This window comes from Synechococcus sp. N19, assembly GCF_900474045.1.
Taxonomy (GTDB): Bacteria; Cyanobacteriota; Cyanobacteriia; order PCC-6307; family Cyanobiaceae; genus Parasynechococcus.
Genome location: NZ_UCNR01000016.1, coordinates 80,547 through 100,949, shown reverse-complemented (window position 1 = coordinate 100,949; position 20,403 = coordinate 80,547). Strand labels below are relative to the sequence as shown.

Here is a 20,403-nt window from a genome sequence, read left to right as displayed (position 1 = left end):
CCGTTGAACTCCCTCAACTGGGGGATGTGCCGGACGTGCCATACCTGCTGAATGGGGAGGCAATGCAACGCTCCGATGCCACCCGCCTATGACCTGATCATTGAGCGTGGAGGCTCGATCGTGGTGGAAACCATCGAGGCCTGTGACGAAGATGCTGCCTGGCGCGCTGGCCTGATGTTGCACATCGAGGCGCTGATGGCCGTGGTCTGCAGGGACGAACACGACCCCGAATCGACGCGGGCTTAGGGTTTTCTTAAGAGTTGGTGCGATGTTGTGATCGGTTTGATCGCCTCAGGTTTGTTCCTGGTGTTTCCCTCAATTCCCGGAGCGGATCTATCCCTGTTCCAACAGCTGAACAGGGAACTCGGTGCCCTCTGTCAGGAGCCACTCGCTCAGGCCATCAGGGTCTGTCGCCTCCATGCCCGCCTGGTGAACGGCTGAGTCAGCGCTCGTCCGGCACTACACCACAGGCAACCCGTGCTCCACCTCCACCGAGGGGGGGCTCGTCCCTGTAGGTGTCGCCGCCTGCATGAACAATCAGGGCTTTCCCCTTCAGGTCAGCGGTGCTGAGCCGAGGCGCCACCACGCTGGTGTTGGTCTTGCCGTCGTCATCCACCACCAGCCTGCTGAGATCGCCCCGGTGACCGTTTCCGAAGGGGCCGAGGTGTTGCCCCGTTTCGTCAGGGTCCCAGTGACCTCCGGCAGCCAAGCCGGCAACAGGTGTGCCTTCGGCGGTTAGGCCCACGTCACAGCTTCCCGTGCTGTGGAGATGGAAGCCGTGTTCACCAGGGCTCAGCCCCGCCAGATCGGGATAAATCACCAGGCCTTGGTCAGTGTCTTGCGCGGTGATGCTGCCGATCGATTCGCCAATGCCGTTGGCATCAATGCGTTGCAGGCTCACCTCCAGGGCTCCGCACCAGCCCGGTGTGAGCGTGAGCAGGCCGATGAGCAGAACGAGCTGGGCGAGCAGGCGACGCATCACAGAACAGCGTGTTCTTGAATTGTCGCTCCCGGTTGGTGCCGTCTGCGGTGAAGATGGTGCGTCGTTCAGCTGATGCTTGGTGATGCGTTGGGAGTACACCCAGTTGCGCTTCGTGCCCCGGGGGAAGTCGTGGACCGGGGAAATCGAGGAGCTCTGGCTGGATGATCGCCAGCTGATCTCCAGAAGTCATCCGCAGCGTGACGTCACCCTGGTGGGCTTGATGAATGAATTGGGAGAGCAGGGGTGGGAATTGGTGACCTACGCCCAACCCTTCACGGGCTACCACGGTGGTTGCTATACATTCAAACGTCAGAAGTGAGCAGCTGCTTCAGAGCGGGTTGGTGCTGATGTGCTGGGCCATGCCCATAAAACCGATCACGAGAAGCGCAACAGCAACGGTTGAGGCAATGGATGCCAAGCCCATTTGTGTTTGATAGCTCAGGCTTTTCATGCATCAACCTCGTTTTTCAGATGCACCAGAATGCATTGCTCGTAACAACTGCCATCATCAAGATTGCAGAGGGTCAGGCATTCAAAATAGGCATTCACCTGTGATTCAGTGACGCAAGCTTGGGAAGGATTCGGTGACTCCAGGTTTGTATTCAGCACGTCTTTCTCAATTCGCAGAGCGACACTATGCCGTTTTTCTTTTTTGGTCAATGAAATTATTGCGGCGGGTAAATACCTAGATAAAATTACCTATATCAGATCAACTTTGATGGTCAGTCTTTGTTTTTGGGTTGATCCCTTGCTTCTTATGGTGAGCCGATGAGCAAGGGCAACCCCGCTGAACGGCTCGAGGACGAGCTCGATCGTGCCAAGGCTCGTGGCCGTTGGCTCAGTGACGATGAGCAGGCTGCGCTTGATCGTGAAGCTGATGCCGAGGTCCTTCTGGTGGAGGCCAAGCAACAGCGTGATCGCAAGCTCATGATCCTCACCGGGGTCTGCTTGTTGATTCCGCCGTTGTGGCCTGTGGCCCTGGGGCTGACCCTGTTTCTTCTTTATCCAGACACCATGGCCAGGATCGGGCTGGCCGCTGCCATCACCTTTCTGGTGGGCGGATTGCTGTTGGCCGGCGTGCTCGGTTTGGCGATGGTTTGGTTGATTCAGTGGCTGTTCTGATCAGATGCTGTTCTGATCAGCTCTGCTGGATCAGTTGCGTGATTTCACCACCGTCATGCCGACGGGAGCCAGAGCAATCAAAGCCAGTTTGATGTGCTGAATGCCGAATGGAATGCCGATGATCGTGACAAAACAGGCCAGGGCACTGCTGAGGTGACCCAGGGCCAGCCACCAGCCGGCCACAAGGAACCAAACACATTGCCGAGCGCACCCAGCGGGCCCGTCCCCAGATCACCTCGTCCTCTCAACTGACGACGGCTCACAGCTTCGGAGCCGAAGGGCCAGAGCGAGAAACAACCGACCACCCAGCACGACCGTGCCCATGGCAGGCCAACGATGGTGATGACGCAGATCAACGCGGCCAGCCACCAGGCCAGAGCCATGGGAAGTCCGCCGAGAACAACCCAGAGCAGGTCGAGGACCATCGAGATCATGTCTCCATTGTCACGGCAGTCTTAAAGCTCGTTCGTTAAATTCTGTAAAAGGTGTTTGACCGGGCATGGCGGGCAGTTTCGGGATTGTGGGTTGTGGATTTGTGGGATCCGCTGTTGCCACTCACCTCAGGCGACAGGGCCATGAGGTTGTCGGCACCACCACCAGCCCCGGACGGTTGGCTGAACTCTGCGATCTGGTCGACCACCCCCGCCTCTACAGCGCTGGCGATCCGATGGCGGATGCCAGTTTCCTGGATCGGCTGGATGGAGTTCTGATTGCAATGGCGCCCACCACCGCCACCTTTGAAGAAGATCAGTACGAGAAGGTTTACGGCCAGGCGGTACCAGCTCTTGTTGAGGCGCTCCGTCAGCGCCAGGGGCGTCGACCGCTGCATGTGACCTACCTGAGTAGTGCAGGGGTGTATGGCGATCAGGCTGGCGCGATCTGCAATGAGCTGACGCCTCCGGATTGTTCCAACAACGCCAACGCTCTTCTGGCCAGCGCCGAGATGTCTGTTCTTTCCTTGAACGACGCTTCAACCCAGGCCTGTGTGTTGCGGCTGGGTGGTATCTACGGCCCTGGCAAGGACATCCCGTCGTACATCCGCAGTGCTGCTGGGCAGCCGGTTCGCAAGAACGGCAACCACATCAATGCCTGGGTTCATCTTCACGACATCATTCGCGGTGTGGATTTCGCCTTCGGCCGGCGGCTCCAAGGCATCTACAACCTTGTGGATGATCTCCAGTTCACCCGGCGTCAGCTTTCCAACGCCTTGTGTGATGACTTCGGATTGCCCCCAGTGATCTGGGACAACCACGATCGCCCCGGCGCACGCATCTTCAATGCCCGTGTCAGCAACGCCCGGTTGCGTGAAATCGGATTCCAGCCCAGCGTCAGCTCCATGCTGGAACCTGTTGCGGCCTGAGGCTCCAGCCCCTCTTAGCGAAGCGGTTCAACGTTCGCGGCGGATTTGATTTTTCGATACAGATTGCGCACCGATTTCTCATTTTTCGTTGTTGATGTAAAGCAGGATTGCGGAATCCACGTTCAACTTGCTGCGTTGATTAGACCCTGCACATTCAACGCGGCGGCGCTGTGAAAGACGAATCGTTCTGCATCGAATTTGCGTCCTCCTTGGCCTTGATGTTGCTGGAGCTCAACGCAGAACTTCTTGAGCTTTCAGACGAAGCCTCCAACGTCACAGCAGAGCTTTCTGTTGTTGAGCTTGAGCGTGCCTGCTGATGCTGGATCGCATTCGTGCCGTCTTTGCTGAAGCCCAAGCCGAGGGCATGGATCAGTTGTACGACGTCATTAATGCGGCGCGTGATCTTGCACCGGATTCAGATTTTCAGGCCTGTTACGACCTTGTGATGGCATCCGGCGGCCCTGAAGTGGAAACCTGGATCAATTTCACGGTGACCACAGCCACCCGCTTCGATCTTGACGATCAACCGGAGCCGGAACAGTTTCTTTCCGTTCTCGAGGAGTGTTGTGATGCCCGTCGGGAAGAGCAGCGGGCTCAGCCTTCGGAATAACGAAGGGCCTTGAGGCCCATCACCAGATGGGTGCGAAAACTTCCCAGCGCCATCACCTGCTTAGGCGATCGCGTGTCGCTCACGGCATCGCCCTGTCCTTCAATCCAGCGCAGCAACTCCTGGGTTTGGTCGGCCCATGCACTCAGTGCTGCGCGGAGCAATTCGTCATCGCTGAGTCGCCCTTCAGGAACGGCGGATGTGTCCATCGCCGCTTTCAGCAAGGCGTTGAGTTGCTGATGGCTCAGCGCGTCAGGAACAAAGGGATCAGGATCGATGCTTAAGAGAATCTTTAGGCTTGCTTCGACCGTAGTTCAGGGGTATCGGTTGCGACCACCCGTGTTTTGGCTCATTGCGTCAGCGTGATCGAGCTTGATCCGGGTCAACGCTCAGCCCGCGGGTGGCAAGGGCCAGGCGCCGAACTGCCAACAGGGCTGGATAAGCCAGTGCTGAACGTTGGTTGTCACTGAACAACTTGGCCAGCAGTCCGAGCAGGGGATCGCTGGGGTTCATGCGCCGGCTGAGTTCCGCAATGGCTTCGCTGCCATGCCACGTCTGCTCTCCTTCGATCAGCACGGCGCCATTGCGCAGAGGCAGGCCGAGGGCATTGAGTTCGCGACGGATCGTGTGATCGGCGCGTCCGTCAACAATGCGCAGGTTGGGAACACCCGCCTGGAGCTCACTGCGGAGGGCGAACTCTCGACAGAATGGGCATCCGCCGTCGTAGATGAGGGTCAACAGCATTGCTTAATTCTGTCGCGAAGGGCCTGGGCCTGGCGTTGTTGATGCTTTGTCTGCTCTTGGCTCCCCAGCCGTCATGGGCCGATTGGATCTGCGATGGGGATCGGCTCAGTGTTGAGATCACGCGGGGAGCCGTTGATCTCACCGGCCTGGCGGAAGGCATTCCCAACACGTTGGAGGGAACCTTGCCGGGGGACGGAGTTCTGCTGCGCTGGCGTGATCTGGAGTTGCAACTACCGCGCACCAACAATGCAGGTGCTCCCAGTTACACCGATGGCCGTTGGTGGTGGCGGGTCGTTGATGAATCAGCGCCGGAATTTTGGGAACGCCGCGGCACGGTGATTCGCCACCAATGTGAACTGATCTGAGCCTTCCTCCAGCTAACGCCGTTTTCGCTTGCGGCGGTTGGCCTTGCGGGTTCCTCCATAGCGATAACCAGCTTGTTCGCGAAAGTTCGGCCAGCAGGTTTCGCACACCAGGATCCAGTCCGCGAGTCGGGCGGTGATCACCCGGAAATGCACGTCCCCCGGCTGTCTGCAGTGATCACAACAGAATCTTTTGTTTTTCCACAGTTTTTCAACCGACTCCTCTGGCGGATCGGTGCCCTGAAGCTTTTCCTGAGGATTGCTTGCTTCGTTCACAGCAGGGAGCGCTTCGTTGCTACTTGAGGCGTGTTCGAAATCACTGATGCATTTATTGCTTGAAATCAATTGCCAGCACAGCATTTTTTACATTGAGCGGAAGGATGTGCCGGGGACTGCCGAGCATCTGAAGCTTGTTTTCCACGCCGATGGCCAAAACCACTGTGCTCGCCAGGATCAGCTGTTTTGGCCCTGTGGAAAAGCTGTGTATAACTCTACGAATCGCTTGGAACTTGGGCGTTGATGGAGGCTTTTAGGGCGGCCATCTCGTGGGCGGTGAGGTGAGCCTCGACGGCCTCAGGGGTGTTGTTCAGATAGTGGATCCATGCCTCGTAGCACTGTTCCTGCGTTGCTGATGGGTTCTGACCTTCACCAGCTCCCGTGCTGACCAGAAGCTCTTCAATCCTGGCCAGCCGAGCTTCGATCCGGCTCAAGCGGCTGCCGATGGCATCGTCCTGTTGCGTCACCTGCGGATGGGCGGTGGTTCCCGTGATTGTTGCGGAGAGCCCCTGGGTTGACGCTGTAGTACATGCGCACTAAAACAGATGTACTGCTCCGAAACCCATGGCTGCGAGTTCTCCATACGCCACCTTCCGCGCTGACGAGTGGATGCGTCATTCCTTGATTCGACCCCGCAAGGCGTTTCCGGCGGCCGCCTCGGCGGTGGCGAAGCCACGTGCCAGGCCCACCGCCCCTGTTCGAGCCTGTGATGCCGTGCAGGGGGAGCTTTTTCTCTTTCCCGTCGTGATCTGCTGAGCCTTGGTCTCTGCGACAAACATTTGCAGGAGTCGCTGTTTGCTCCCTGTTCTGCCAGGGTGATCAGTGGTTTTTATTGCCAGACCATGCTGTTGTTCGCTTCCCAGACAGCTCCAGGCGGCCCGACTGTCATTCTTCCGGCCCTGTTGATCACCGGACTTCTCGTTGCAGCATCACAGGCGTTCGTTCCCAAGGGCGGCGACAAGAACTGAGCCCTGCCGTTTGCCTTATCGAAGGGCTGAGAGAACATCAGCCCCGAAAGCATTGGCATCAAATCCCGGCTTTTTGGGTGTATGTCCCAGTCGCACGATCACCGCGCGCTGGGATGGAGCCACCAGAAGAAGTTGTCCCTGATAGCCCTCAGCTGAAAAGCTGTCATAGGGCAGATCCGGCCTTGATTTGCGGCGGCTGAGCCACCAATGCGCGCCATAGGCCTGTTTTGATCCCCGCGACGCCGTCTGTGCCTGCCGAACCCAGGTTGCGGGCAGAAGTTGCTTGCCATCCCAGCGGCCCTGATCCAAGTACAACTGGCCAAACCGGGCCCAATCGCGGCCGCTGGCCCACACCAGGGATGAGCCCACCAAGGTTCCACTGTTGTCGTTTTCGAGCACGGCAGTTGCCATCCCGAGAGGCCCGAACAATGCCTGCTTGGGAAAGCTCCAGTAGCGCTGATCGTCATCGATGGCATGTCTGAGGATCCGGCTGAGGATGTTGGTGGTTCCGGATGAATAGCTCCACTTTTTTCCCGGTTTTTTGCTGAGGGGTTGGCTGGCGGCGAACCCGGCCATGTCGGCTTCCTGGGTCAGCATCCGCACCAGGTCCGAGTTCAGTGTTCCCGTCGATTCCTCGAACGCCAGTCCGCTGTTCATGCGCAGCAGCTGATCCAGGCTGATCCTTTGGCGTGGATCCTGCGGATCACTCCATTCGGGCACCTTCGGTGGCTTGCCTGGATCCAGAAGCCCTTCTTGGATGGCCCGTCCGATCAGGGCATGGGTGATGCTTTTGCTCATCGACCAGCCAATCAATGGCATGTCGGGCTGGATGCCTTGGGCGTAGCGCTCGGCGATCACCCAGCCGTTCTGCACCACCACAACGGCGCGGGTGCGTTTGGGTGTGAGCGGCTCGTTCTCTTCAAAGGCGCGATCGAGAGCGTCCTTCAGTGCCTGCTCATCGATCTCCGGCGGTTCTGCGGCGGCTGTGTCGCTCAGGGGCCAGGCAGAGCCAATGGGCTGGGGCGTCGCGGAGCCAGGCTGTTTTGGCTTGGGCAGCCGGGGTTTTGGATGCCCATTGATCTGCCAGGTGCAGCCCCGTTCGCCGTTCTGAACCGCTTCAGCACGAATCAGCCCGAACAGGGCGCTGGCTTCAACGCGTCCAGCGTTTGGTTTGATCCGGGTGTGGATCATCCCCTGGCCGGCGGCCAGATCTTCGTTGAGCACCTGCTCTGGATCCATTCCAGCCATCAGCACGCTGCTGCAGAGCTGCTTGGCGCTGAAACTCGCCCCCGCCCTGGCGAATGTGATCAGGTTGCGCAGCGGAGGCTCCAGGCCTGCTGTGGCGCTGAAGGTCACGGCCGCCACGGAGATCACCACCGTCCGCCAGTGCTGCTTTGTCACCCTTGCTTTGTCACCCTCAATGGCCATGAAAAAAGCGGGGGTGTCCCCGCTTCAATCATGGATGGAACGTTGGCTTCAGTAAACGTCGTAGCTGACGCCGCGGTAACGCAGTTCCCGCCCACCGCTTGGGTGCTGTTGTGGGTCGATCGGTTCGTAGGCGACGCCCCGATAGCGCAGCACCTTGGTTTTGCTCCCCACCGGGGTGTGCACCCGGTCGGTGTGGCCCTGGTGGCGGTAGGCCCGTGCCATCTGTGTTCTGGCCGTTTCGATGGCCTGATTGCGCACAGTCCGTGCCTTGATCAGTTGAAGGGTGTTCATCTCTCTCTTGCGCGGTGCCCACGCCCCCGTTGCCTGGCGCGGATCTGACTGCGGCCTGTTGATGAGGCTCAACGTGACCACACTCTAGTCCCAATTGGTATCAACGGCTACTGTTTTTTCTGCTCCCTTTGGGAGGCGTTGTCAGCATGGTTCTGGATGAAGGCGGCGCTTGTCTGGGGCAGTTCCTCTGGTGTGCATCTGCGGGCCGTCTGCGGCCGGCAAGACCACCCTGGCCGCCCGTCTGGCCGAGCAGCTGCGTGCCACGGGGCGTCATCCCCTGCTGATCGCCTGCGACGACTACTACCGCTGTGGTTGGTCGCCCAGCTCGCGCTATGGCTTCGACACGGTGGATGCCATTGACGCGGATCAGCTGAGGTTGCAGCTCAGCGCTGTTCGCTACCGCCAGTTGAACGCGCTGCGCAGCTACGACATGCGCAGCCGCAGGGTGAGCTCCAGGTTGTTGCAGCAGCCCTATGACCTGGTTCTGGTGGAAGGCTCCTACGGGCCACAGCATCTGTTGGAGGCTGTGCCCATCTCGCTGGTTGTGTACGTCGAAACCCCACTGCTTCAGAGGTTGATCAAGCGCCTCTGGCGTGATGTTCGCGACAGGCAGAGGCCGGCTTCCTATGTGATTCGCCAGATGCTGCGCGAAATGCTGCCGGGTGAGCGTCGCTTCATTCACCCTTTGAAGCGTCGCGCAGATCTTGTTGTTCGGGGCTACAACTTCGATCTGGAGCCGATTCTCAGCAGAATTGGGTAGCTGCTTAAGCCTTGATCAGTCTCAGTGGCTTGTTTCTGCGTAGGCCTGTGCGTCTGGAGGCTGATTGATTGATGGTTTAGGTGGTTTGCCCTGGCTGATTCGATCAGCGGGTCTGCTTTTTAGGGCGAGACATCTTCTTTTTAGGGCGAGACAGCAGGCGCGAGATTTTCGCCATCCATCGACCCTGTGCAGCTTGTTGCGTCGAAACAACCGCTGCTCTTTGCTTGGCTGACGCAGGGTTAGGGCCTGAAGGTTCTGATAGCGCCCAGCGAAAATCCATCAAGGATCGTGGCTTGCCTGCCGGGGACTGCGCCAGCACCTGCTGGCGAAGCTGACGTTGAGTGCGCAACAGCCTTCAAAGGCACCTGCTTGCACCATGGCTCAAGCAGGTCCTGTTCCGCCAGCAGTTCTGTCGTTCATCAGAGGCTTCCGATAGTGCCTGCCCAGGGGCGACAGATTCAGACCTTGTTTCCTTCGTCGTCCCAATACTCGATTCTGTTCACTTCAAGATCGTCTTGTTTGAGTTTGGCGGCGATCTCCTTGGCCCTCGCCCTCAGATACAGCTCATCGGTCACCAGGCTTTGGTAAACGATCTCCTCCAGGGTTTCTGCGGGAGCTTCTGAGACGATCTGCTTCACGTCGTCCTTGCTCAGCTTCACGTCAGTTCGAATGCTGACGGTCTGCTCGAAGTTGAACTCGATTTCGTTGATGACCGATTCCATGGGCTCCCTGGCAGACAAAAAGAAACCCCCGCCAAAGGCAGGGGTTCCAAAACGGCTCACAGGAGTGTGTCCTTGTTTCCACCCTGTGAGGCGTTTTTCCTCACAGGTCCAACATGCCAATCCGATGCGTTTGCTGGGATTGCTGATGGACAGCCTCGCGGTTGGCCCCAGCGACCTGTCTCAAAGTTCAACCGCGTCGCCCCAGGCCGGAGATGCAAGGCGTTTCCAGCCCTGGGTCTGCAAGGACGCCCAGAGTTGTTCTGCTTCGGCCTTTCGCAGGTGTCGGCGTTCCTTCAGCAGGGGAGGGCCGTCAGGCAGGCGCCGGCCTCTGTCGATGAAGACCTTTGGCTCGTGGATCCATCCCTTCTGATCGCGATGGAATCGCCAGATCCAGCGGTCGTCGCTGTCGATTAGCCAGCCCTCTCCCATCATAATGCCGCAAGTACATCTGTACTAGCAATGATGGGTCTGGCTGGTCAAGTGGTCTTCTGGATCAGGCCCAGACCAAAAAAAGGAGCAGGCCCCTCAGCCCGCCCCCTCCGTGACGCATGGAAAGCACCACTGCTTTCGTGATGCACTGTCCAAGACGATGGCGCTTTGGCGGGTATCGATCCGCACGTTTTTAGGCATTACTGCTTAGTAAGAACTGTTCTCATCCGCGTGATGATTCCGGAGACGCGAGCATCACTGCCAACGCTTCGGGGAGTTGAACGAGCGCAGGTTCCCTCGCCTGCGCCTCCTCCAAACATTCATGGGAGCAGGGTGAGGATTCAGCTGCTTTGGCGCCGATGGGCTGATCCAGCTACCAACCCTTCAGGATCTTCCGCGTCATGGCCTCTTTCAACATCAGCATCGAGGGTGGTGCCAGCTTTTCGTGCCCTGATGACACATACATCCTCGATGCAGCCGAGGAGGCCGGAGTTGATATGCCTTATTCCTGCCGGGCCGGCGCCTGTTCCACCTGCGCCGGCCGTTTGGAGAGTGGTTCGGTGGATCAGACCGATCAGAGCTTTCTCGATGATGATCAGATCGGCCAGGGGTTTGCCCTTCTTTGTGTGAGCTACCCCACCGCTGATTGCGTGATCAAGGCCAACGCTGAAGAGCTGCTGTCTTGATCAGGGCTTGCGGGTGATCACAGGACGGCGCCGTTTCGGATAGAGCTCACGGCACATGGGGCAGACGGTTCCGTCGCAGCCCCGTGCTGTGCAGAACTCACGGCCCCAGAAGATGATCTGCAGGTGCAGGCGGTTCCAGTGCTCCTTGGGGAAGAGGCGCTTGAGGTCCTGTTCCGTGCGCGCCACACTGCTGCCGTCGCTCAATCCCCAGCGTTGGGCCAGCCGGTGGATGTGGGTGTCGACGGGGAAGGCGGGCACGCCGAAGGCCTGGGCCATCACCACGCTCGCTGTCTTGTGCCCCACGCCGGGTAATGCTTCGAGCTCTTCAAAGCTCTGGGGAACATCGCCGTCGTAGGCCGTCATCAGAATCTGGGCAAGGCGGCGCACGTTTCTGGCCTTGGTTTTGGCCAGCCCGAGCTGCCGGATGAACGCCAGGATCTGCTCCTCCTCGAGTTCTGCCATGGCGGCGGGTGTTGGCCCAGCGGCAAACAGCGCCGGCGTCACCTCATTCACCTTCTTGTCGGTGCATTGGGCACTCAGCAGAACAGCGATCAGCAGGGTGAACGGATCACTGTGATCTAGGGGGATCGGTGTTTCCGGGTACTGCTTGTGGAGGCGCTGCAGAATCACCTCCACCCGCTCAGACCTGCGCACGGGTGTTCAGTGGGTGAGGTGATCTTGGCGCTTCGGTGATTGCATCGCTTCGTTGCAGCCTTTCCCTGCCATTGCCGAGATTGTTTTATGACCAACTGATGCGATCCTTGATCAGGCCGCGTCGGCACGCATTGCCCCTGTTGAATTGGAACCGTTCGGCAGCGTTGCTGCTGGTTGTGGTGGCCGTGATGCTGGCTTCCTGCCGCAGTCGAGATCAGGACGTCAGCACTGATTCACGCCCCCAGGTGCTCACCACCTTCACGGTTTTGGCTGATCTGGCCAGCAATGTGGCGGGTGATCGGTTGCAGGTGGCTTCGATCGTCAAGCCCGGTGCCGAGATTCACGGGTACCAACCCACCCCCAGTGACATCGAGCGCGCCAGCAAGGCGGATCTGATTGTTGAGAACGGGTTGGGGCTGGAGTTGTGGGCCCGGCGTTTCACGGCTGCAGCGGGGGATGTGCCCACCATCACCCTGTCGGAAGGTATGAAGCCTCTGCTGATCACAGAGGACGCCTATTCAGGCAAGCCCAATCCCCATGCCTGGATGTCCCCCCAGCGCACGATGGGCTACGTGGACCATCTGGAGCGGGCCTTCAGCCAACTCGATCCAGCCGGGACCGAGGACTTTGCCGCTAACGCGTCGGCCTACAAAGCCAAGCTCCAGGCCCTCGATCAGGAGCTGCGCACGGCGATTGCCGTGCTGCCGGCTCAGCAACGGCTGCTGGTGAGTTGCGAGGGAGCCTTCTCTTATCTGGCAGCGGATTACGGACTCGAGGAGGCCTACCTCTGGCCGGTGAATGCCGAAAGCGAGATCACACCCAAACGCATGGCACGGTTGATCGACACGGTGCGGGAGCGCGAGGTGCCAGCCATTTTTTGTGAAAGCACCGTGAGCGATAAAGCCCAACGGGAGGTGGCAGCGGCGGCAGGGGCGCGATTCGGTGGAACCTTTTACGTGGATTCCCTCTCGCCTCCGGACGGGCCTGCCCCCACCCTGTTGGAATTGCAGCGGCACAATGTGGGTCTGATCCGCAAGGGCCTGGACCTGTCCAAGAGCAACCGCTGATGCGCATTCAGGCCGACCAGCTCTGTGTGGACTACAACGGCACCGTTGCCCTGTACGACGCCAGCCTGCACCTGCCAGCCGGTTGCATCTGCGGTTTGGTGGGCATGAACGGTGCCGGTAAATCGACTTTCTTCAAGGCTCTCACTGGGTTTGTTCGCCCTTCGCGCGGCAGAATCCGGATCAACGGCAGCAGCGTTGCCGAAGCGCAGCGTCATCAAGCGGTTGCCTATGTGCCCCAGAGCGAAGGGGTGGATGCCCAGTTCCCCGTGTCGGTGTGGGATGTGGTGATGATGGGCCGCTACGGCGCGATGAATGCGTTGCGGATTCCCCGCAGCTCGGATCGTGTGGCTGTGCGGGACGCCTTGACGCGGGTTGATCTGCTGGAGCTGGCCGATCGTCCCCTTGGGACTCTCTCCGGTGGTCAGCGCAAGCGCACGTTCCTGGCTCGAGCCATCGCCCAGCGCGCTGATGTGCTGCTGCTGGATGAGCCCTTCAATGGGGTTGATGTGCGCACGGAGCAGCTGATGGCCCAGCTGTTTCTTCAGTTCCGCGACGAGGGCCGCACGATCCTGATCTCCACCCACGACCTGGGCCACGTTCGTGATTTTTGCGATCTGGTGGTTCTGATCAACAAGACCGTGCTCGCCTACGGGGAAACCTCAGAAGTGTTCACCCCCGAGAACCTCGCCATGACTTTCGGTGGCGTGCCGCCCGATCTGCTGACGGGCAACAGCTCCCCGGAGGAGACGTTCTAATCAGAGCTCTCCCTCGTCCGTTGTCATGGCCCGAGAGGCGTCGGGCATCAGGGCAACGAGAGCCTGCTCCAGGTCTTGCATGAACACCTGCATCGCCTCGCGACGGTTGCTGCGGTACTGATTCAGGCGAGGCCGGACGGGCAAGGCTCGTCCGAGCTGCACCTCCACCCGTTGTGGGCCAAGGCTGGGCAGACCCTTCCAGGGCCTGTCTTCGATCCAGCCGATCGCTTCCTCCACCAGCAGCAACATCTCGGCAAAGCAGTCAAAGTCGGGTCGATCACTGATGTAATGACCACTCACGCTGGTGAAATGCTCCACCAGTCGCATGCGGGTGAGTTGGAGGTCGGCTTCCCGTGCCTCCCAGTCCGCCAGGCTCCGCTCCAGCGGCGGGAGCTGATCAACACTCTCCCTGTAGATCCGATCCCAGGCGGTCTGCTCGATTCGGCGGCAGCGCTCCTGAAGATTGCCGACGGCACGCAGGCCGAAATGGGTCTCGGCTTTGGCCAGGCCATGCCGGCGGTAGGCATCAATCCGTTCGTTGAAGGTCTGAGCTGGATCGGGCTTCAGCCGTTCGAGCCGCTCAAGGGCTTTGAGCAGATTCATGCCGATCTGGATCAGCCGGTCGTGGCTGGTGGTCTCGGGATTGTCCGGGCCGGAGTCGGGGGAGGAGATGCCGAGATGGCGTTCGAGGCAAGCCAACCGCGCTTCGAGAGCGATCCAGTTGGGGTGTCTCCAGCTGTAGTGAATGCCGATAGGTAACACCTCCAGCGGCCGCTCATCGTTGGCTTTCTCCAGATCCTCAGCGGCCCAGAACGCCAGCTGGGCCACCCCCGGCTCCAAAGGAGCCATCTCGCCGGAGAGGTTGTTGGTGGCTCCTTCCGGTGCCACCACCAGCGGGTAGCGCCCCTGGGCCAGAGCCCCGCGGGCCTGGGCCAACGCTGGGCGATCCAAGCGGCCGCGGTGGATGGCGATGCCGCCACTGCGTTGCAACAGCCAGCCGATCACCGGGCCCGCCCAGATCGGAATGCCACGGTCGTAGAGAAACCGCAGCTGGATGGGTCGTGGCAGCTTCAGCTTGAGCCGCCGTGCTGCAAGGGGAATGCCGTTCCAGAACAGATCCGCCATCACCACCGGATCACGGGTGCTGGGGTGACGAAAGGCGATAAGCAGATTGCAGCCCCCCGACTGCTGGGCTGCAAACGCCTTGGCCAGGGCTTCTGCTGCATCACGATGGCTCAGCTCAAGGCCCTGACTGCGGAAGAGCAGCGGAAGCAGACGGCTCACCACGGCCTGAACCATCCGGCTGGGACGGGTGGGCAGCCGGCGCAGTGCGGGACGAGCGTTCTGGGTGGAGGCGCGGGGCATCCAACCGACTGCAGCGCGCCCATACTGGTCCGATGGAGCTTTTGCTGGAACCCCTCAGTCACGCCTTCATGGTGAAGGCGTTGATGATCAGTGCCCTGGTTGGGGGTGTTTGCGGGCTGTTGTCCTGCTTCATGACCCTGAAGGGATGGGCGTTGATGGGTGATGCCGTCTCCCATGCGGTCCTCCCTGGCGTGGTGGTTGCCTATGCCCTGGGCCTTCCCTTCTCCCTGGGGGCGTTCGTCTTCGGTGTGGGCTCCGTTGCCGCCATCGGCTTTGTGAAGCAGAAGTCGAGGGTGAAGGAAGACACCGTCATCGGGCTTGTCTTCACCGGTTTCTTCGCTCTGGGGCTCGTGCTCGTCTCCAAGACGCGCAGCAACATCGATCTCACCCACATCCTCTTCGGCAATGTGCTGGGGATCTCAGCGGGGGATGTGCAGCAGACCCTGGTGATTTCGGTGCTGGTGCTGGTGCTGCTGCTGCTGTTCCGGCGGGACCTGATGCTCTTCTGCTTCGATCCCACCCACGCCCGATCGATCGGGATCAACACCGGCCTCCTGCACTACATGCTGTTGGGACTCCTCTCCCTGGCCGCCGTTGCCGGTCTGCAGACCGTGGGAATCATCCTGGTGGTGTCGATGCTCGTCACCCCCGGTGCCACGGCCTATCTGCTCACCGATCGGTTCGACCGGATGACGCTGCTGGCCGTCACCAGCAGCGTGCTCTCCAGTGTGCTGGGGGTGTTCATCAGCTACTGGACCGACAGCTCCACCGCCGGTTGCATCGTGCTGGCGCAAACCGCGCAATTCGTGCTCGCCTTCCTTCTTGCACCTGGGCAGGGGGTGCTGCGGCGTCTCTGACCAGTTGATGCGTGGATCAGTGGATCAGCGCTCGTCGTCGTCCCAGTCGTAGGTGTCGTTGAAGCGCTGAACGCCTGCTTCTCGAAAGTGAAAGTCCTTGGCGGAACGACCCTGATCAGATGCCGTTTGCTTGGAACCGTCCTGGTCCCACGGCTCGCGGTAATCAAGATCGTCCCGCATGTTCTGGAACGCCTCAGGAGGCTTCGCTGTCATCCCACTTGGCTTTGCCATCCAGCAGTTCGATCAGCTCCTGGAGCTTGCCCATGGTGACGCGCACATCGGCACCATCGGGCAGAACACCATCGGCCACCACGTTGTAGTGGTCACGGCACTGGTTGCGCAGCTCCTGCAGGCGCTTCTTGGTGATGGTCTTTTTCTGTTCTGCCGTTGCCATGGCGATTGCGTGGTCTGGCCCTCATCCCTAGCAGAGCAGGGTGCTGCCTACCGATCTACCCCGGAAGAACCTGGCGAAAGCCATGGGCTTCCACCACGTTGAGCGGGGTGTTGAACAGTTCACTCAGTTCGGCGGGCCGCAGCATCTCCCGTGGGCTTCCATCCCCAACAAGACGTCCCTCTGCCAGAAACAGCACCCGTTCCATCTCCGGAACGATCGTGTCCACCCGATGGGTGACCTGCACCACGGTGGTTCCCGCCTGGATCAAGCGCCGCAGGATCGCCAGCAACTGATGGCAGGCCTGGAGGTCGAGGGCACGGCTCGGCTCATCCAGCACCAGCACCTCGGGTTGGTGAACCAGGGCGCGAGCGATCAACAGGCGGCGCCGCTGTCCGTCCGACAGCTCTCCGCAGCAGCGTTCGCGGATGCTGTGGAGGTGCAGTTGATCGAGCAGATCCCGCGCCTGCTCCCATTGCCGCGCGCTGGGCTTCTGATCCCGGCCCAGTCGGGTGGCCCCAAAAAAATTGCTCACCACCGCCTCTTCAACAGCTGTTTTGGGATGAAGCCGCTGTTCCATGTCGCTCGACACCACCCCAAGGCGGCTGCGCAGCGCCCAGAGGTTCACCGTCTCGCTGCCAAACAACCGCAGATGAGCGTCGGGGCGAACGATGGGATACAGGCTGCGGTCGATCAGTTTCACCAGGCTGCTTTTGCCTGCGCCATTGGGCCCCAACACCGTTGTGGACTGCCGCAGTTTCAGTTGCAGGTTGAGCTTGTGCAGCACTGGGCGATCGCCCAGCCATGCCTCCACATTGCGGAGATCGAGCCAGGTTTCAGTGGTCATGGCCCTCCTTCAGCAACCGATCGATCACGATCGACAGGCGCGGAGCGACAGGCCGGAGCTCCTGCTGCCGGTCACTCCAGATGGCGTCACGCACCAGATCACTGAGAGGGACCAACTTCATCTCCTGGCCCTCCTTCAACTGCAGTTGGCTCACGGGCACGCTGAGCGTTCCGCGGAACACGTGGGCCACCCGGTTGCCGCTGTCATCGCTGAACCATGGTTCGAGCGGCACGCTGGGTGACCAATCGATCTCTTCCTGCAATTCGCGGTGCACGGCTTCGCTGGCTGTTTCTCCCGGATCGAGATGGCCGCCAAACAACCCCCAGTGGCCCGGATAAATGATCGAGTCGATGTCGTCGCGCAGTTGGAGCAGCCATCGGCCTTCCCGCTCGAGCATGGCCAGGGCGACGGCGGGCTTCATGACGCCTCCGGTGTCTTGCGGGACCACTGGGCCAGTCCACCGCCCCGCCCCCGCGCTGTGAGTTTTCCCTGCTGCTCGTTCAGTTCAATCAGGGCAAAGAAGGGCAAGCGTTGGGGTTCCGGTGACGGCAGGCTTCGCTGCAGCAGCACCTGATCGGACCAGCTCAGCTCCAACGACGTGAAGCTGAACATCAGCAGTGGTCTGGAACCCTTCAGCTGGGCCTGGCCGCTGAACCGCAACCGGAAACCGGCCAGGCAGACCTGATTCACGATGCTCAGGCCCTGGTCGCCGTGGCTCAAGGTCAGGCTGGCCTGCAGCCAACGCAGCAGCGTTGCGGTGCCGGGCGCCGGTGGATCCCCGCTGCGCGTCCAGGTCTGCTGCAACATCCAGCAGCCCGACAGCTGCTCGATCTGAATGCCGCTGCCCTCACGGCGGCTCTGGTCTTCCCTCGCCAGAAGAGCTGCGGCAGGAGAACCAGGCAAGGCTGAGATCATGGGGCTCTGCAACACCCCCATCTTTTCGGAGTCGGCCCATGCAGCGCGACAAGCGCCGGACACCTCCCATAACGGACCTGCTTCTACGGGGACTGCGCATCGGGGCCAGCACCGTTGCCCTGGTGGAACTGCTGCGCAGTGATTGGATCGGAGGGGGGCTCGCCAGCTTGGCCTGGCTGGTCTTCGTTCAGGTGGAGCGTCGCCGGGCGCCGCTCAAGCCTCCGTCCTGAGAATCGAATCGATGCAGTTCGGGTGCTGTCGGATATAGGCGTTGAACTCCATGGCCAGCAGACGGGCCTCAAAGGCATCGGTGGCGTAGAAGCAGGATTCCAGCTTTTCTCCATTGGATGTCTTGTGTCGGACGGTGTAGGCAGCCCGTCCCTGAGCAATGCTGGCCATGGACTGATGAAGCAGTGGTTTCAAGCTGGCACTCCTGCCCTGAGGAATTCCATAACCATTCATTCATGTTTGCGTTTCAACGCTTCGTAAAGCTGTTTGAAGCGACCGACAGTCCGTCTCACCTCTCTGCCCGCATCCCGCTGCCCATGGCCTCCCCTGCTCTGGCCTTCAACGTTGCTCTCGCGTCATTCCTGTCCCTGATCGCAGGGCCTGTTCAGGCGGAATGGCAGCCGATGCAGGAGCCGGCGGTTTGGCAATCCCGCCGCGGCGATCTGCTGCCGGGCGACGGCTGGATCTTCATGGAAGCCCTCGACACCCCCGCGATCAAGGCGGCTGAATACATCCGGGCCCCCCAGAGCGTGGACGGTTCCGTTGAGGTGGAAGCAGGCCTGCTGATTCAGCGCGCTGGCCAGGACCGGTGGACCCAACGGGTTCTGCCGATGCGTGCCAACTGTGCCAAAGGGCAGCTGGAGCAACGCCAGGCCGATGGTGCCTGGACCGTCTACCCCGGTCGCGATGGAACCGTGGTTAAGGTCCGCTGGATCTGCGCATTGCGATGAGTCGGCCTGCTTTTCGTTACGAGGAACCGGAACGCTTCGGCGAGTCGCTCACCACAGCACGCCCCTGGAACCGGTCTGCCCTGTCCGATGTGGAGCGGCTCAATGGCCGGGTGGCCATGCTCGGTTTCTTGGCTGCTGTGGTGCTTGAAAAGGCCACGGGCTTGGGAATCGCGGGTCAGCTTGGTGCAGCTCTGCGCTGGTACTTGCAGCTGGGTTGATTGATGACGGTTGTTCCTGTTCTGAAGGACTCCCAACGCTTCAAGTTGGATGCCAACGACGACGCGATCTTCTACAGCGAGCCGCGTTTCGTTCACCATCTGGATGCGGGTTTTCGTGCTCGGCTGACCGCCCTCTACCGCGAGCGCATTCCTCCCTGTGCCCAGGTGCTGGATCTGATGAGCAGTTGGGTGAGCCACCTGCCTGACGACGTCAGTTACGACAACGTCATCGGCCATGGCCTCAATGCTGAGGAGCTAAGTGCCAACCCCCGATTGGATCGGCACTGGGTTCAGAACCTCAACCGCGACCAAACCCTTCCGGTTGAGGATGCATCGATCGATGCCACCTTGATCGTGGCCGGTTGGCAGTACCTGCAACAGCCCGAGCCGATCGCCGCTGAGCTGTGGCGGATCACCCGCCCCCGGGGCCAGGTGATCGTGGCGTTTTCCAATCGAATGTTCTTCACCAAGGCTCCCCAGGTCTGGACCGATGGTGATGACGGTGATCACCTGCGTTATGTCGCTGAGGTGTTGATGGCCCAGGGCTGGCCCCAGCCGGAGATCGTTGCCGAAGACACTCGCGCCGAAGGTGTGATGGGCTTGTTCGGCGGCAAGGGAGATCCTTTCTTTGCCGTCGTGGCCGAGAAACCTCTCTACTGATTCCTCGACTTTCCTTTGCCTTGCAGGGATGGACGTTGTCCTGAATTGCGGCAGCGTGAGGCGAGAACCAGGATCTCCATGAGCTTCACCCTTCCGGGTCTTCTCCCCTGGCGCTTCAGGATTGTGTTGATCGGTCAGCAGGTGGTTCTTGAGGCTTTGTCTGAGGATCAGCAGCTGAGCACGGTTCTTGAACCTGGTGGAAGCCGCATTCGGCGGGGCTACGACCTGATCAAGGCTCCGCAATGTGCGTTGATCCGGTGAGCAGCACGTCTCGCCTCACCCAGCCCGTCGTCATCTTTGGTGGCTTTCTGATCACGCAGGAGGCCTATCGCCCCCTCGCTGATTGGATTGATCAGGCCACCGGCGCTGCGGTGCGCATCGTGCCTGCGTCCAAATTGGATTGGCTGGCCACCAGCTGGGGTTTCGGTTGGCGTCGCCTGCTTGATCGCGTTGATGCCGCTGTGTGTGAACTTCAAAGTCAGTCGCCTACAGGGCGCGTCACGTTGATTGGTCACAGCTCCGGCGGGGTGATGTTGCGGCCCTATCTGGCTGATCAGACCTTTCTAGGACGCCGTTTCAACGGTGTAGCCCGGTGCAATCGTCTGATCACGCTCGGCAGTCCCCATCAGGCCCTGCGTGCCACACCGCTGCGGGCTCGCGTGGATCGTGAGTTTCCGGGTTGCCCTGAAGCCGATCGGGTGGACTACGTCGCGGTTGCGGGTCGGCTTGATCCGTTGGGAGCGAATGCATCCAATTTTTCGCGCCGCAGCGCTGCCCGCAGCTATCGCCAGATCATGGGCGACCCGGATCTGCAGGGAGACGGTCTGGTTCCCCTTCCATCAGCCCTGCTGCGGGATGCCCGTTCGATTGAGCTGGCTGATACGGCCCACGGCGGATTGTTCGGCCAAAGCTGGTACGGCTCCACCGATCGCATCGAGCGCTGGTGGTCGCAGCTCGGAGACTGAACCAGGCGATCAG

Annotated in this window: 37 protein-coding genes and 1 pseudogene; 19 read left to right on the top strand and 19 right to left on the bottom strand. The window is 60.4% G+C overall.

Annotation, left to right across the window (positions count from 1 at the left end):
• Nucleotides 1-75: 75 nt before the first annotated feature.
• Complete coding sequence (locus tag DXY02_RS12675) at nt 76-246, top strand: hypothetical protein (protein WP_170950615.1); 171 nt, start codon at nt 76-78, stop codon at nt 244-246.
• Nucleotides 247-273: 27 nt separating this feature from the next.
• A complete protein-coding gene (locus tag DXY02_RS12670) occupies nt 274-441 on the top strand; it encodes a hypothetical protein (RefSeq protein WP_170951561.1) in 168 nt (55 codons plus the stop codon).
• A 1-nt stretch (nt 442) separates the two neighbouring features.
• On the opposite strand, the gene sodC is transcribed toward DXY02_RS12670, so the two are convergent.
• Entirely contained in the window at nt 443-979 is a 537-nt protein-coding gene (sodC, locus tag DXY02_RS10630) for a superoxide dismutase family protein (protein ID WP_114989312.1), read from the bottom strand.
• 85 nt (nt 980-1,064) lie between these two features.
• On the opposite strand from sodC, the gene DXY02_RS10625 reads away from it, so the two are divergent.
• Nucleotides 1,065-1,301 (top strand): hypothetical protein, encoded by a 237-nt coding sequence (locus DXY02_RS10625; RefSeq protein ID WP_006851383.1) that lies wholly within the window; start codon nt 1,065-1,067, stop codon nt 1,299-1,301.
• Between the two features lie 9 nt (nt 1,302-1,310).
• On the opposite strand, the gene DXY02_RS13115 is transcribed toward DXY02_RS10625, so the two are convergent.
• Nucleotides 1,311-1,433, bottom strand: a complete 123-nt coding sequence (locus DXY02_RS13115; RefSeq protein WP_256377320.1) for a hypothetical protein — start codon at nt 1,431-1,433, stop codon at nt 1,311-1,313.
• Between the two features lie 317 nt (nt 1,434-1,750).
• On the opposite strand from DXY02_RS13115, the gene DXY02_RS10620 reads away from it, so the two are divergent.
• Nucleotides 1,751-2,104 (top strand): hypothetical protein, encoded by a 354-nt coding sequence (locus DXY02_RS10620; RefSeq protein ID WP_114989311.1) that lies wholly within the window; start codon nt 1,751-1,753, stop codon nt 2,102-2,104.
• Between the two features lie 30 nt (nt 2,105-2,134).
• Here the strand turns inward: DXY02_RS10620 and DXY02_RS10615 are convergent.
• Nucleotides 2,135-2,538: pseudogene (locus DXY02_RS10615) on the bottom strand (YccF domain-containing protein).
• Between the two features lie 65 nt (nt 2,539-2,603).
• Here DXY02_RS10615 and DXY02_RS10610 point away from each other — a divergent pair.
• A complete protein-coding gene (locus DXY02_RS10610; protein WP_114989310.1) occupies nt 2,604-3,464 on the top strand; it encodes an SDR family oxidoreductase in 861 nt (286 codons plus the stop codon).
• Nucleotides 3,465-3,780: 316 nt separating this feature from the next.
• Nucleotides 3,781-4,074 (top strand): hypothetical protein, encoded by a 294-nt coding sequence (locus DXY02_RS10605; protein WP_114989309.1) that lies wholly within the window; start codon nt 3,781-3,783, stop codon nt 4,072-4,074.
• On the opposite strand, the gene DXY02_RS10600 is transcribed toward DXY02_RS10605, so the two are convergent.
• Nucleotides 4,059-4,280 (bottom strand): hypothetical protein, encoded by a 222-nt coding sequence (locus tag DXY02_RS10600; protein ID WP_244272250.1) that lies wholly within the window; start codon nt 4,278-4,280, stop codon nt 4,059-4,061. The two genes, DXY02_RS10605 and DXY02_RS10600, sit on opposite strands and share 16 nt — an antisense overlap.
• A 148-nt stretch (nt 4,281-4,428) precedes the next feature.
• A complete protein-coding gene (locus DXY02_RS10595; protein ID WP_114989307.1) occupies nt 4,429-4,815 on the bottom strand; it encodes a DCC1-like thiol-disulfide oxidoreductase family protein in 387 nt (128 codons plus the stop codon).
• Between DXY02_RS10595 and DXY02_RS10590 the strand changes: the two genes are divergently transcribed.
• Nucleotides 4,815-5,180, top strand: a complete 366-nt coding sequence (locus tag DXY02_RS10590) for a hypothetical protein (protein ID WP_114989306.1) — start codon at nt 4,815-4,817, stop codon at nt 5,178-5,180. The two genes, DXY02_RS10595 and DXY02_RS10590, sit on opposite strands and share 1 nt — an antisense overlap.
• A gap of 12 nt (nt 5,181-5,192) precedes the next feature.
• On the opposite strand, the gene DXY02_RS10585 is transcribed toward DXY02_RS10590, so the two are convergent.
• Together DXY02_RS10585 and DXY02_RS10580 are read right to left on the bottom strand one after the other, a co-directional pair.
• Nucleotides 5,193-5,537 (bottom strand): hypothetical protein, encoded by a 345-nt coding sequence (locus DXY02_RS10585; protein WP_137024521.1) that lies wholly within the window; start codon nt 5,535-5,537, stop codon nt 5,193-5,195.
• Nucleotides 5,538-5,668: 131 nt separating this feature from the next.
• Nucleotides 5,669-5,920, bottom strand: a complete 252-nt coding sequence (locus tag DXY02_RS10580; protein ID WP_114989304.1) for a hypothetical protein — start codon at nt 5,918-5,920, stop codon at nt 5,669-5,671.
• 97 nt (nt 5,921-6,017) lie between these two features.
• On the opposite strand from DXY02_RS10580, the gene DXY02_RS12285 reads away from it, so the two are divergent.
• Nucleotides 6,018-6,209 carry a hypothetical protein gene (locus DXY02_RS12285; RefSeq protein WP_137024519.1) on the top strand — a complete coding sequence of 64 codons (192 nt, stop codon included), beginning with the start codon at nt 6,018-6,020 and terminating at the stop codon, nt 6,207-6,209.
• Nucleotides 6,210-6,436: 227 nt separating this feature from the next.
• Here the strand turns inward: DXY02_RS12285 and DXY02_RS10570 are convergent, their stop codons facing one another.
• Nucleotides 6,437-7,849, bottom strand: a complete 1,413-nt coding sequence (locus DXY02_RS10570) for a serine hydrolase (RefSeq protein ID WP_114989302.1) — start codon at nt 7,847-7,849, stop codon at nt 6,437-6,439.
• A 48-nt stretch (nt 7,850-7,897) separates the two neighbouring features.
• Nucleotides 7,898-8,140 carry a hypothetical protein gene (locus DXY02_RS10565; protein WP_170951559.1) on the bottom strand — a complete coding sequence of 81 codons (243 nt, stop codon included), beginning with the start codon at nt 8,138-8,140 and terminating at the stop codon, nt 7,898-7,900.
• A gap of 190 nt (nt 8,141-8,330) precedes the next feature.
• On the opposite strand from DXY02_RS10565, the gene DXY02_RS10560 reads away from it, so the two are divergent.
• The gene (locus DXY02_RS10560) at nt 8,331-8,900 is read left to right on the top strand and encodes a nucleoside kinase (protein ID WP_371640147.1); all 570 of its coding nucleotides are present in this window, start codon (nt 8,331-8,333) and stop codon (nt 8,898-8,900) included.
• Nucleotides 8,901-9,358: 458 nt separating this feature from the next.
• Here the strand turns inward: DXY02_RS10560 and DXY02_RS10555 are convergent, their stop codons facing one another.
• Together DXY02_RS10555 and DXY02_RS10550 are read right to left on the bottom strand one after the other, a co-directional pair.
• A complete protein-coding gene (locus tag DXY02_RS10555; protein WP_114989377.1) occupies nt 9,359-9,622 on the bottom strand; it encodes a hypothetical protein in 264 nt (87 codons plus the stop codon).
• Nucleotides 9,623-9,802: 180 nt separating this feature from the next.
• Entirely contained in the window at nt 9,803-10,051 is a 249-nt protein-coding gene (locus tag DXY02_RS10550) for a DUF1651 domain-containing protein (protein WP_114989376.1), read from the bottom strand.
• Nucleotides 10,052-10,452: 401 nt separating this feature from the next.
• Here DXY02_RS10550 and DXY02_RS10545 point away from each other — a divergent pair, with 401 nt between their 5' ends.
• Nucleotides 10,453-10,737 (top strand): 2Fe-2S iron-sulfur cluster-binding protein, encoded by a 285-nt coding sequence (locus DXY02_RS10545; RefSeq protein ID WP_114989300.1) that lies wholly within the window; start codon nt 10,453-10,455, stop codon nt 10,735-10,737.
• On the opposite strand, the gene nth is transcribed toward DXY02_RS10545, so the two are convergent.
• Nucleotides 10,738-11,391 (bottom strand): endonuclease III, encoded by a 654-nt coding sequence (gene nth, locus DXY02_RS10540; protein WP_114989299.1) that lies wholly within the window; start codon nt 11,389-11,391, stop codon nt 10,738-10,740. It abuts the gene before it with no gap.
• 188 nt (nt 11,392-11,579) lie between these two features.
• Here nth and DXY02_RS10535 point away from each other — a divergent pair, with 188 nt between their 5' ends.
• Together DXY02_RS10535 and DXY02_RS10530 are read left to right on the top strand one after the other, a co-directional pair.
• On the top strand, nt 11,580-12,458 hold the full coding sequence (locus tag DXY02_RS10535; RefSeq protein ID WP_244276299.1) for a metal ABC transporter substrate-binding protein: 879 nt from the start codon (nt 11,580-11,582) through the stop codon (nt 12,456-12,458).
• Nucleotides 12,458-13,213: a metal ABC transporter ATP-binding protein gene (locus tag DXY02_RS10530; protein WP_114989297.1), complete on the top strand. Its 756-nt coding sequence runs from the start codon at nt 12,458-12,460 to the stop codon at nt 13,211-13,213. Before DXY02_RS10535 ends, DXY02_RS10530 begins: the two co-directional genes overlap by 1 nt.
• Here the strand turns inward: DXY02_RS10530 and DXY02_RS10525 are convergent, their stop codons facing one another.
• The gene (locus DXY02_RS10525; RefSeq protein WP_114989296.1) at nt 13,214-14,578 is read right to left on the bottom strand and encodes a 1-acyl-sn-glycerol-3-phosphate acyltransferase; all 1,365 of its coding nucleotides are present in this window, start codon (nt 14,576-14,578) and stop codon (nt 13,214-13,216) included.
• A gap of 32 nt (nt 14,579-14,610) precedes the next feature.
• Between DXY02_RS10525 and DXY02_RS10520 the strand changes: the two genes are divergently transcribed.
• Nucleotides 14,611-15,435 (top strand): metal ABC transporter permease, encoded by an 825-nt coding sequence (locus DXY02_RS10520; RefSeq protein WP_011364450.1) that lies wholly within the window; start codon nt 14,611-14,613, stop codon nt 15,433-15,435.
• Nucleotides 15,436-15,459: 24 nt separating this feature from the next.
• On the opposite strand, the gene DXY02_RS12660 is transcribed toward DXY02_RS10520, so the two are convergent.
• The 5 genes from DXY02_RS12660 to DXY02_RS10495 are packed head-to-tail and all read right to left on the bottom strand — an operon-like array spanning nt 15,460 to nt 17,576.
• The gene (locus tag DXY02_RS12660; protein ID WP_170950613.1) at nt 15,460-15,615 is read right to left on the bottom strand and encodes a hypothetical protein; all 156 of its coding nucleotides are present in this window, start codon (nt 15,613-15,615) and stop codon (nt 15,460-15,462) included.
• Nucleotides 15,616-15,628: 13 nt separating this feature from the next.
• The gene (locus tag DXY02_RS10510) at nt 15,629-15,829 is read right to left on the bottom strand and encodes a hypothetical protein (protein WP_006851769.1); all 201 of its coding nucleotides are present in this window, start codon (nt 15,827-15,829) and stop codon (nt 15,629-15,631) included.
• Between the two features lie 55 nt (nt 15,830-15,884).
• Nucleotides 15,885-16,673 (bottom strand): ABC transporter ATP-binding protein, encoded by a 789-nt coding sequence (locus DXY02_RS10505; protein WP_114989294.1) that lies wholly within the window; start codon nt 16,671-16,673, stop codon nt 15,885-15,887.
• Nucleotides 16,663-17,094 (bottom strand): NUDIX hydrolase, encoded by a 432-nt coding sequence (locus DXY02_RS10500; protein WP_114989293.1) that lies wholly within the window; start codon nt 17,092-17,094, stop codon nt 16,663-16,665. The genes DXY02_RS10505 and DXY02_RS10500 overlap by 11 nt, the downstream gene beginning before the upstream one ends.
• Nucleotides 17,091-17,576 (bottom strand): hypothetical protein, encoded by a 486-nt coding sequence (locus DXY02_RS10495; protein ID WP_244276273.1) that lies wholly within the window; start codon nt 17,574-17,576, stop codon nt 17,091-17,093. The genes DXY02_RS10500 and DXY02_RS10495 overlap by 4 nt, the downstream gene beginning before the upstream one ends.
• 50 nt (nt 17,577-17,626) lie before the next feature.
• Here DXY02_RS10495 and DXY02_RS10490 point away from each other — a divergent pair, with 50 nt between their 5' ends.
• Complete coding sequence (locus tag DXY02_RS10490; RefSeq protein ID WP_114989292.1) at nt 17,627-17,818, top strand: hypothetical protein; 192 nt, start codon at nt 17,627-17,629, stop codon at nt 17,816-17,818.
• Here the strand turns inward: DXY02_RS10490 and DXY02_RS10485 are convergent.
• A complete protein-coding gene (locus tag DXY02_RS10485; RefSeq protein WP_114989374.1) occupies nt 17,802-17,987 on the bottom strand; it encodes a hypothetical protein in 186 nt (61 codons plus the stop codon). The genes DXY02_RS10490 and DXY02_RS10485 overlap by 17 nt on opposite strands.
• A 146-nt stretch (nt 17,988-18,133) precedes the next feature.
• Between DXY02_RS10485 and DXY02_RS10480 the strand changes: the two genes are divergently transcribed.
• From DXY02_RS10480 to DXY02_RS10460, 5 genes are all read left to right on the top strand, one after another.
• Complete coding sequence (locus DXY02_RS10480) at nt 18,134-18,547, top strand: hypothetical protein (protein ID WP_114989373.1); 414 nt, start codon at nt 18,134-18,136, stop codon at nt 18,545-18,547.
• Nucleotides 18,544-18,765 carry a chlorophyll a/b-binding protein gene (locus DXY02_RS10475; RefSeq protein ID WP_114989291.1) on the top strand — a complete coding sequence of 74 codons (222 nt, stop codon included), beginning with the start codon at nt 18,544-18,546 and terminating at the stop codon, nt 18,763-18,765. Before DXY02_RS10480 ends, DXY02_RS10475 begins: the two co-directional genes overlap by 4 nt.
• A 3-nt stretch (nt 18,766-18,768) precedes the next feature.
• On the top strand, nt 18,769-19,425 hold the full coding sequence (locus tag DXY02_RS10470) for a methyltransferase domain-containing protein (protein WP_114989290.1): 657 nt from the start codon (nt 18,769-18,771) through the stop codon (nt 19,423-19,425).
• 78 nt (nt 19,426-19,503) lie between these two features.
• The gene (locus DXY02_RS10465; protein ID WP_114989289.1) at nt 19,504-19,686 is read left to right on the top strand and encodes a hypothetical protein; all 183 of its coding nucleotides are present in this window, start codon (nt 19,504-19,506) and stop codon (nt 19,684-19,686) included.
• The gene (locus tag DXY02_RS10460; RefSeq protein WP_114989288.1) at nt 19,668-20,390 is read left to right on the top strand and encodes an esterase; all 723 of its coding nucleotides are present in this window, start codon (nt 19,668-19,670) and stop codon (nt 20,388-20,390) included. Before DXY02_RS10465 ends, DXY02_RS10460 begins: the two co-directional genes overlap by 19 nt.
• The last annotated feature ends 13 nt before the right edge of the window (nt 20,391-20,403 follow it).

Excerpts from the sequence above, each read along its gene's own strand:
- DXY02_RS12675 (WP_170950615.1), top strand. The coding sequence starts at position 76 with ATGCCACCCGCCTATGACCTGATCATTGAGCGTGGAGGCTCGATCGTG.
- sodC (WP_114989312.1), bottom strand. The coding sequence starts at position 979 with ATGCGTCGCCTGCTCGCCCAGCTCGTTCTGCTCATCGGCCTGCTCACG.
- DXY02_RS10625 (WP_006851383.1), top strand. The coding sequence starts at position 1,065 with ATGCGTTGGGAGTACACCCAGTTGCGCTTCGTGCCCCGGGGGAAGTCG.
- DXY02_RS13115 (WP_256377320.1), bottom strand. The coding sequence starts at position 1,433 with ATGAAAAGCCTGAGCTATCAAACACAAATGGGCTTGGCATCCATTGCC.
- DXY02_RS10620 (WP_114989311.1), top strand. The coding sequence starts at position 1,751 with ATGAGCAAGGGCAACCCCGCTGAACGGCTCGAGGACGAGCTCGATCGT.
- DXY02_RS10610 (WP_114989310.1), top strand. The coding sequence starts at position 2,604 with ATGGCGGGCAGTTTCGGGATTGTGGGTTGTGGATTTGTGGGATCCGCT.
- DXY02_RS10605 (WP_114989309.1), top strand. The coding sequence starts at position 3,781 with ATGCTGGATCGCATTCGTGCCGTCTTTGCTGAAGCCCAAGCCGAGGGC.
- DXY02_RS10600 (WP_244272250.1), bottom strand. The coding sequence starts at position 4,280 with ATGGACACATCCGCCGTTCCTGAAGGGCGACTCAGCGATGACGAATTG.
- DXY02_RS10595 (WP_114989307.1), bottom strand. The coding sequence starts at position 4,815 with ATGCTGTTGACCCTCATCTACGACGGCGGATGCCCATTCTGTCGAGAG.
- DXY02_RS10585 (WP_137024521.1), bottom strand. The coding sequence starts at position 5,537 with ATGCTGTGCTGGCAATTGATTTCAAGCAATAAATGCATCAGTGATTTC.
- DXY02_RS12285 (WP_137024519.1), top strand. The coding sequence starts at position 6,018 with ATGGCTGCGAGTTCTCCATACGCCACCTTCCGCGCTGACGAGTGGATG.
- DXY02_RS10570 (WP_114989302.1), bottom strand. The coding sequence starts at position 7,849 with ATGGCCATTGAGGGTGACAAAGCAAGGGTGACAAAGCAGCACTGGCGG.
- DXY02_RS10565 (WP_170951559.1), bottom strand. The coding sequence starts at position 8,140 with ATGAACACCCTTCAACTGATCAAGGCACGGACTGTGCGCAATCAGGCC.
- DXY02_RS10555 (WP_114989377.1), bottom strand. The coding sequence starts at position 9,622 with ATGGAATCGGTCATCAACGAAATCGAGTTCAACTTCGAGCAGACCGTC.
- DXY02_RS10550 (WP_114989376.1), bottom strand. The coding sequence starts at position 10,051 with ATGGGAGAGGGCTGGCTAATCGACAGCGACGACCGCTGGATCTGGCGA.
- DXY02_RS10545 (WP_114989300.1), top strand. The coding sequence starts at position 10,453 with ATGGCCTCTTTCAACATCAGCATCGAGGGTGGTGCCAGCTTTTCGTGC.
- DXY02_RS10535 (WP_244276299.1), top strand. The coding sequence starts at position 11,580 with ATGCTGGCTTCCTGCCGCAGTCGAGATCAGGACGTCAGCACTGATTCA.
- DXY02_RS10530 (WP_114989297.1), top strand. The coding sequence starts at position 12,458 with ATGCGCATTCAGGCCGACCAGCTCTGTGTGGACTACAACGGCACCGTT.
- DXY02_RS10525 (WP_114989296.1), bottom strand. The coding sequence starts at position 14,578 with ATGCCCCGCGCCTCCACCCAGAACGCTCGTCCCGCACTGCGCCGGCTG.
- DXY02_RS10520 (WP_011364450.1), top strand. The coding sequence starts at position 14,611 with ATGGAGCTTTTGCTGGAACCCCTCAGTCACGCCTTCATGGTGAAGGCG.
- DXY02_RS12660 (WP_170950613.1), bottom strand. The coding sequence starts at position 15,615 with ATGCGGGACGATCTTGATTACCGCGAGCCGTGGGACCAGGACGGTTCC.
- DXY02_RS10510 (WP_006851769.1), bottom strand. The coding sequence starts at position 15,829 with ATGGCAACGGCAGAACAGAAAAAGACCATCACCAAGAAGCGCCTGCAG.
- DXY02_RS10505 (WP_114989294.1), bottom strand. The coding sequence starts at position 16,673 with ATGACCACTGAAACCTGGCTCGATCTCCGCAATGTGGAGGCATGGCTG.
- DXY02_RS10500 (WP_114989293.1), bottom strand. The coding sequence starts at position 17,094 with ATGAAGCCCGCCGTCGCCCTGGCCATGCTCGAGCGGGAAGGCCGATGG.
- DXY02_RS10490 (WP_114989292.1), top strand. The coding sequence starts at position 17,627 with ATGCAGCGCGACAAGCGCCGGACACCTCCCATAACGGACCTGCTTCTA.
- DXY02_RS10485 (WP_114989374.1), bottom strand. The coding sequence starts at position 17,987 with ATGGCCAGCATTGCTCAGGGACGGGCTGCCTACACCGTCCGACACAAG.
- DXY02_RS10480 (WP_114989373.1), top strand. The coding sequence starts at position 18,134 with ATGGCCTCCCCTGCTCTGGCCTTCAACGTTGCTCTCGCGTCATTCCTG.
- DXY02_RS10475 (WP_114989291.1), top strand. The coding sequence starts at position 18,544 with ATGAGTCGGCCTGCTTTTCGTTACGAGGAACCGGAACGCTTCGGCGAG.
- DXY02_RS10470 (WP_114989290.1), top strand. The coding sequence starts at position 18,769 with ATGACGGTTGTTCCTGTTCTGAAGGACTCCCAACGCTTCAAGTTGGAT.
- DXY02_RS10465 (WP_114989289.1), top strand. The coding sequence starts at position 19,504 with ATGAGCTTCACCCTTCCGGGTCTTCTCCCCTGGCGCTTCAGGATTGTG.
- DXY02_RS10460 (WP_114989288.1), top strand. The coding sequence starts at position 19,668 with ATGTGCGTTGATCCGGTGAGCAGCACGTCTCGCCTCACCCAGCCCGTC.